The organism is Streptomyces sp. NPDC032472, assembly GCF_040636955.1.
GTDB lineage: Bacteria > Actinomycetota > Actinomycetes > Streptomycetales > Streptomycetaceae > Streptomyces.
This window is the reverse complement of the sequence record NZ_JBEZVK010000145.1, coordinates 1-7142: the sequence shown is the minus strand read 5'-3', so window position 1 is coordinate 7142 and position 7142 is coordinate 1. Positions and strand designations below refer to the sequence as shown.

At 73.6% G+C, this 7142-nt stretch carries 6 protein-coding genes; 3 read left to right on the top strand and 3 right to left on the bottom strand.

What is annotated here, in order from left to right:
• A partial coding sequence (locus AB0F11_RS37015) for a serine/threonine-protein kinase (protein WP_362183963.1) occupies positions 1-1130 on the bottom strand: 1130 nt, incomplete at its 3' end.
• 10 nt (positions 1131-1140) lie between these two features.
• Here AB0F11_RS37015 and AB0F11_RS37010 point away from each other — a divergent pair.
• Positions 1141-1476: a hypothetical protein gene (locus AB0F11_RS37010; protein ID WP_362183960.1), complete on the top strand. Its 336-nt coding sequence runs from the start codon at positions 1141-1143 to the stop codon at positions 1474-1476.
• A 319-nt stretch (positions 1477-1795) separates the two neighbouring features.
• On the opposite strand, the gene AB0F11_RS37005 is transcribed toward AB0F11_RS37010, so the two are convergent.
• Positions 1796-3502: a glycerol-3-phosphate dehydrogenase/oxidase gene (locus tag AB0F11_RS37005; RefSeq protein WP_362183957.1), complete on the bottom strand. Its 1707-nt coding sequence runs from the start codon at positions 3500-3502 to the stop codon at positions 1796-1798.
• A gap of 319 nt (positions 3503-3821) precedes the next feature.
• Here AB0F11_RS37005 and AB0F11_RS37000 point away from each other — a divergent pair, with 319 nt between their 5' ends.
• Together AB0F11_RS37000 and AB0F11_RS36995 are read left to right on the top strand one after the other, a co-directional pair.
• On the top strand, positions 3822-5051 hold the full coding sequence (locus AB0F11_RS37000; protein ID WP_362183954.1) for a nucleotide sugar dehydrogenase: 1230 nt from the start codon (positions 3822-3824) through the stop codon (positions 5049-5051).
• Positions 5052-5175: 124 nt separating this feature from the next.
• On the top strand, positions 5176-5667 hold the full coding sequence (locus tag AB0F11_RS36995) for a hypothetical protein (RefSeq protein WP_362183951.1): 492 nt from the start codon (positions 5176-5178) through the stop codon (positions 5665-5667).
• A 63-nt stretch (positions 5668-5730) separates the two neighbouring features.
• On the opposite strand, the gene AB0F11_RS36990 is transcribed toward AB0F11_RS36995, so the two are convergent.
• Positions 5731-6855 carry a GuaB3 family IMP dehydrogenase-related protein gene (locus AB0F11_RS36990; RefSeq protein WP_361912963.1) on the bottom strand — a complete coding sequence of 375 codons (1125 nt, stop codon included), beginning with the start codon at positions 6853-6855 and terminating at the stop codon, positions 5731-5733.
• Positions 6856-7142: the final 287 nt, after the last annotated feature.

Genomic DNA, 7142 nt, shown 5'->3' with positions numbered 1-7142 from the left:
GGCGGCGGGACCGGGGGCTGGGCCGCCGCGGCGGTGGCCGTCGCCGGGGCAGCGGCCGCCGTCGCCGCGGCCTTGCGGGCCGCCTTCAGTGCGGCGCGGGCCCGCTCGCGCTGTTCGCGCTCGCGGCGTTCGCGCTCCTTCTTCTCCGCCTTCTCGGCCGCCTTTTCGGCGGCGGCCTTGGCCATGGCCTCCTTGGCGTCCGCCAGCGATATCTGCCGGGTCTCCTCGACCGCGGAGGTCAGGCCCGCGGCGGCGGGCGCCGGCTCGGGGGCGTTGACGACGGCCGTCAGCATCGCCCGCGCGCGGGGCTCGTCGAGGCGGCGGGCCGGGTCCTTGGCGAGCAGGCCGTAGATGACATCGGTGAGCGGGCCGGCGTTCTTGGGCGGGTCCACCTGCTCGGTCATCACCGCCGTGAGGGTGGCGAGGGCGGAGCCCTTGTCGTACGGGGGCACGCCCTCGACGGCGGCGTACAGCAGGCCGCCGAGGGACCACATGTCGGCCGGCGGGCCGGGCTTCTGGCCGCGGGCGCGCTCGGGCGAGATGTACGAGGGCGCGCCGACGAGCATGCCGGTGGAGGTGATGGAGGGGTCGCCCTCCACCTGCGCGATGCCGAAGTCGGTGAGGACGACGCGGCCGTTGGCGGCGATGAGCACGTTGGACGGCTTCACGTCGCGGTGCAGGATGCCCTGGTTGTGGGCTGCGCGCAGCACGTCGAGGACGGCGAGGCCGACCTCGGCGGCGCGGTGGGGCGTCAGGGGACCCTGGTCGCGGATGAACTCGGCGAGGGAGGGGCCCTCGATGAGCTCCATGACGATCCAGGGGCGGCCGTCCTCGTCGACGACGTCGAAGACGGTGACGGCGCCGCCGCTTCGGATGCGGGCGATGGCCTTGGCCTCGCGGAGGGTGCGGGTGATGAGGCGGCGCTTCTCGTCCTCGTCGACGCCGTTGCCGAAGCGGAGTTCCTTGACGGCGACGGTGCGGCCGAGGGTTTCGTCCTCGGCGCGCCAGACGGTGCCCATGCCGCCCTTGCCGAGCACTTCGCCGAGGCGGTAGCGGCCCGCGAGCAGCCGGCCCTCCGTGCCGGCGTCCGCGGCGGCCTTGGCGGCCGCGGCCTTGACGGCTGCCGCCACGGCATCGGCCTTGTCGATCACGGGATTCCCGGACGTGGTCCGAACCGCCTCGGCCGCATCACCGGCCCCTCTGGACCCCGCCGCAGGCTTCGCCGACCCCGCGCCCGACACCGGCGCCGGCTTGGCGGGCGCCGACGCAGCAGCGCCCTTCGACAGGCCGGGCTTCGCCGACGCCTCGGCAGACGCGTCCGCGGACCCGGCGTCAGCCGACGCAGCCGCCCGCTTCGCGAAGTCCGGCTTCGGCGGTGCCGCGGCGGGCGCCGGCTCGGGGTCGGCGGAGCCGGCCTCCGGCTTCGCACGGTCCGCCGGGGCGGGGGCCGGCTTCGAGAGGTTCGGCTTCGGCTGAGTGGTGTCGGTTGTGGGACGGGGGTTCGGAACGGTCGAGGGCGTGGCGGTGGTGGCTTCGGCGGCCGGGGTCGCCCCGGCCGCCCCCGGCTTCGCCCGGTCCTGCTTCGCCGCAGGCGAATCGGTGTGCTCCGGCTTCGACATGCGTCCCCTCTGCGATCGTGCCGCCTGCTCCGGCTGCCCCGGCATCCGCCGGGATGCCCGGTGGCCCGCCCCGGGAGAACCCGCGCGATAACCCGCCCCGGCAGAACCCTTATTGTTCCTCACTCCGCAACGGACGGGAGCCCCGGGTCCGCGGTTCCCCCCTCTGTATCCCGGAGTTACAACGGAACGATGTCGGGCGCCCCCAGCCGGGCCGCGTCGGCCGTCTGGTCGTCGGGCTGGCGCTGGGATTCCCGTTCCGCCTGCACCCGCTTCTCGTAGTGCTCGACCTCCTTCTCGATCTGCTGCTCGTCCCACCCCAGCACCGGAGCCATCAGCTCCGCACACTCCCGCGCCGACCGCGTCCCGCGGTCGAAGGTCTCGATGGAGATCCGCGTCCGCCGCGTCAGCACGTCGTCCAGGTGCCGCGCCCCCTCGTGCGAGGCCGCGTACGCCACCTCGGCCCGCAGGTAGTCCTCCGCCCCGCCCAGCGGGGCGCCCAGCGAGCGGTCGGCCGCGACGAGGTCGAGGAGTTCGTCCGTCAGCGACCCGTACCGGTTCAACAGGTGCTCCACCCGCGCCACGTGAAGACCCGTCCGGGCGGCGATCCGGGCCCGCCCGTTCCACAGGGCCTTGTACCCCTCGGCCCCCACCAGCGGAACCTCCTCCGTCACGCAGTCCGCGACCCGCATGTCCAGCCCGTGCACCGCCTTGTCGACGGCGTCCTTCGCCATCACCCGGTAGGTGGTGTACTTGCCGCCCGCCACGACCACCAGCCCCGGCACCGGATGGGCCACCGTGTGCTCGCGCGAGAGCTTGCTCGTCGCATCCGACTCCCCGGCCAGCAGCGGCCGCAGGCCCGCGTACACCCCCTGCACGTCGTCCCGGGTCAGCGGCACCGCCAGCACAGAGTTCACGTGCTCCAGCAGGTAGTCGATGTCGGCGCTGGAGGCCGCCGGGTGGGCCTTGTCGAGGTCCCAGTCGGTGTCCGTGGTCCCCACGATCCAGTGCCGGCCCCACGGGATGACGAACAGCACCGACTTCTCGGTGCGCAGGATCAGCCCGGTGCTCGAATGGATGCGGTCCTTGGGGACGACCAGGTGGATGCCCTTGGAGGCCCGGACGTGGAACTGCCCGCGCTCCCCGATGAGGGCCTGCGTGTCGTCCGTCCACACCCCGGTCGCATTGACCACCTGCCGGGCGCGGATCTCGTACTCCGTGCCGCCCTCCACGTCCTGCACCCGCGCGCCGACGACCCGTTCGCCCTCGCGCAGGAAGCCGACGACCCTCGCCCGGTTGGCGCAGTGCGCCCCGTACGCGGCGGCCGTGCGGACGAGCGTGGTGACGTAGCGCGCGTCGTCCATCTGGGCGTCGTAGTACTGCAGGGCTCCGACGAGGGCGTCCTTGCGCAGGGCCGGTGCCACGCGCAGGGCGCGCCGGCGCGACAGGTGTCGGTGGACCGGCAGACCGCGCCCGTGCCCGCTGGAGACGGACATCGCGTCGTACAGGGCGACGCCCGATCCGGCGTAGAGCCGCTCCCAGCCCTTGTGCTGGAGCGGGTAGAGGAAGGGCACGGGCTTGACCAGGTGCGGGGCGAGCCGCTCCAGCAGCAGGCCGCGCTCCTTCAGCGCCTCGCGGACGAGGGCGAAGTCGAGCATCTCCAGGTACCGCAGGCCGCCGTGGATCAGCTTGCTGGACCGGCTGGAGGTGCCGGAGGCCCAGTCCCTCGCCTCGACGAGCCCGGTGGCCAGGCCCCTGGTCGCGGCGTCGAGGGCGGTGCCCGCGCCGACGACGCCCGCGCCGACCACCAGCACGTCCAGTTCCCGCTCGGCCATCCGGGTGAGCGCCTCCGCGCGCTGCGCCGGCCCCAGTGTCGCTGTCCTCACGGCTGCCTCCCGTCGGTGCGGGCCGTCCCCGCTCGGTGCGGGCTCGGTCCTGCTCGTGTGCGGGCCGTCCCCGCTCGGTGTGCGGGCCGCACCTGCGCGGCGCAGGTGATCCCGCTCACATCCCCCGTCCTCGATTCTGACCCGGAGCACCCGCATCAGCCACCGCCTGTGGACAACACAACGCGACCATCACCCCGTAATACGACAGATCGGTCATATATACGCCTAGTCTGACATCGTGCCAGCCGATTCGACCCCAGCGGTCCACAGGACTTGCGCACGCAGCCCCCTCATGCATGCCAGGGAAGGGACGGCCTCCATGCCCGCAGACCTCGCCGTCATCGGACTCGGTCACCTCGGCCTCCCGCTGGCCCAGGCCGCCGTCGCCGCCGGAATCGAGACGGTCGGCTACGACAGCGGCCCGGCCACCGACTCCACCCTCACCGCCGCCGAGGTCCGCCGCATGTCGGCCGCCGGCTTCCGGATCGCCACCAACCCCGCTGAGCTCGGCCGCGTCCGCACCGCCGTCATCTGCGCCCCCACCCAGCTCGGCGCCGACCGCGCCCTGGACCTCTCCGCCGTCGGCGCCGCAGGACGCACCCTCGCCGCCCGGCTGCGCCCGCACACCACCGTCATCCTGGAGTCCGCCGCCCACCCCGGGGTCACCGAGGACTACCTCCGCCCGATCCTGGAGTCCGGCTCCGGGCTGCGCGCCGGCCGCGACTTCCACCTGGCCTACTCCCCCAGCCGCCACGACCCCGGCAACCGCACCCACACCATCGCCAACACCCCCAAGGTGATCGGCGGCCTCACCCCGGCCTGCACCGAGTCCGCGCACGCCTTCTACGCCCGCATCGCCGAGAAGGTGGTCCGCGCCCGCGGCCTGCGCGAGGCAGAGACCGTCCAGCTCCTGGAGACCAACTACCGGCACGTCAACATCGCCCTGATGAACGAGATGGCCGTGCTCTGCCACGACCTCGGCGTCGACCTGTGGGACGTCATCCGCTGCGCCGAGACCAAGCCGTACGGCTTCCAGGCCTTCCGCCCCGGCCCCGGCGTCGGCGGCCACAGCGTGCCCCTGGACCCCAACTACCTCCCCCACACCACCCGCACCCCGGGCCACCCCCTGCGCATGGTGGGCCTGGCCCAGGAAATCAACAGCCGGATGCCCCAGTACGTCATCCAGCGCTGCGCCACCCTGCTGAACGAGCACGGCAAGTCCGCCCGCGGGGCCCGCGTCCTGCTCCTCGGGGTCACCTACAAACCGGACCTCGCCGACCAGGAGGGCTCCCCCGCCCGCGAGATCGCCAGCCGCCTCCTCGACCTCGGGGCACTGCTCAGCTACCACGACCCGTACGTCGCCGGCTGGCGGGTCCGCGACCAGCCGGTCCCCCGCGCCGAGTCCCTCTACGAGGCGGCCGCCACCGCCGACCTGACGATCCTGCTCCAGCACCACCGCACGTACGACCTCCAAGGGCTGGCGGTCAAAGCCCAGTTGCTCCTGGACACGCGCGGCGCGAGCCCGGCGGGGGCGGCCCACCGGCTCTGAGCCGCGGAAATCCCCGCTGCGGATGTCGCAGCGGACTGCTAGCCTGCGGCGACTTATCTCGCGCATACATCCCGTGAGCCCCGACCAGGGCACACGTGCGTCCGAATCCTGGGGGGGATTTCCCATGAGCCAGCAGTTCCAGCCGCCCGCGCCCGACTCCCTGACCCCGGCCGCGCCGGCCGCCCCGTACGCGTCCGGGCCCGCCCGCGGCGGCAACGTCGGCCTGGGCATCGTCGCGGGCGTGGTCGCCGCCCTCGTCGCGGCCGGCGTGTACGGCGCGATCATGAGCGCCATCGACCGCCAGATCGGCTACGCGGCGATCGGCGTCGGCGCCGTGATCGGCCTCGCCGCGGCCCGCGTCGGCGGCAGGAACATCGCCCTGCCCGTGGTCAGCGCCGTCCTCGCCCTCGGCGCCGTCTACCTGGGCCAGCTGGTCTACGTGGCACTGGAGCTCGCCGACTACGCCGGCATGGGCGTCGCGGACGTCGTCCTCGACAAGCCCGGCATCACCGGCATCGCCGACATCTGGAAGGAAGGCGCCGAGGCCATGGACTACGTCTTCCTCGCCATCGGCGGCGCGGTCGCCTTCAGCGCCGCCAAGCGCACCGGCGACTGACACCGGACGCGCCGAAGGGCCGGCTCCCCCGAGAACGGGGGAGCCGGCCCTTCGGTGTGCGGGTCAGCGGCTGTGCTGGGAGTCCGCGACGGTGACCTCGACCCGCTGGAACTCCTTGAGCTCGCTGTAGCCGGTGGTGGCCATCGAGCGGCGCAGGGCGCCGAACAGGTTCATCGAGCCGTCCGGGGTGTGCGACGGGCCGGTGAGGATCTCCTCGGTGGTGCCGACGGTGCCGAGGTCGACCTTCTTGCCGCGCGGCACGTCCTCGTGGACGGCCTCCATGCCCCAGTGGTGGCCCTTGCCGGGCGCGTCGGTGGCGCGGGCCAGCGGGGAGCCCATCATCACGGCGTCGGCACCGCAGGCGATGGCCTTGGGCAGGTCGCCGGACCAGCCCACGCCGCCGTCGGCGATGACGTGCACGTACCGGCCGCCGGACTCGTCCATGTAGTCGCGGCGGGCCGCGGCCACGTCGGCGACGGCGGTGGCCATCGGGACCTGGATGCCGAGCACGTTGCGCGTGGTGTGGGCCGCGCCGCCGCCGAAGCCGACGAGGACGCCCGCGGCGCCGGTGCGCATCAGGTGCAGGGCCGCGGTGTACGTGGCGCAGCCGCCGACGATGACCGGGACGTCGAGCTCGTAGATGAACTGCTTGAGGTTCAGCGGTTCGGCGGCGCCGGAGACGTGCTCGGCGGAGACGGTGGTGCCGCGGATGACGAAGATGTCGACCCCGGCGTCCACGACGGCCTTGGAGAACTGGGCGGTGCGCTGCGGGGAGAGCGCGGCGGCGGTGACCACGCCGGAGTCGCGCACCTCCTTGATGCGCTGGCCGATCAGGTCGGCCTGGATCGGGGCGGAGTAGATCTCCTGCAGGCGGCGGGTCGCGGCCTCCTCCGACAGCTCGGCGATCTCGTCGAGCAGCGGCTGCGGGTCCTCGTACCGGGTCCACAGGCCTTCGAGGTTCAGGACGCCGAGGCCGCCGAGCTCGCCGATGCGGATGGCGGTCTGCGGGGAGACGACGGAGTCCATGGGGGCGGCCAGGAACGGGAGCTCGAAGCGGTACGCGTCGATCTGCCAGGCGATGGAGACCTCCTTCGGGTCCCGGGTGCGCCGGCTCGGGACGATGGCGATGTCGTCGAACGCGTACGCCCTGCGGCCGCGCTTGCCGCGCCCGATCTCGATCTCAGTCACGTGTGGTGGCCTTTCCTCTGGGTCTGCCCGTCCAGTATCCCCGAAGGGCGGGCCCGCGCGTTTCCGTGCCCGCCGTCCGGACACCGGTCCGCTGCGCTCTGCCGCTGCGCGGGGCCTTTTCCACACCCTGCCCCTTCCCGCTGTGTCCGATAGCGGCTTCGCCGCGGGCGGGTCCTGCGCCACGGGCCCCGCCCGCCTCAATCGCCGGCGGGGCTCAAAGATCGGGGCTCCGCCCCGGACCCCGCGCCTCAAACGCCGGCGGGGCGGGGGAGGGGCGCCCCCCCGCC

Bases quoted from the DNA above. Each gene is read 5' to 3' on its own strand.
- AB0F11_RS37000 (WP_362183954.1), top strand. From the start codon at position 3,822: ATGCCCGCAGACCTCGCCGTCATCGGACTCGGTCACCTCGGCCTCCCG.
- AB0F11_RS36995 (WP_362183951.1), top strand. From the start codon at position 5,176: ATGAGCCAGCAGTTCCAGCCGCCCGCGCCCGACTCCCTGACCCCGGCC.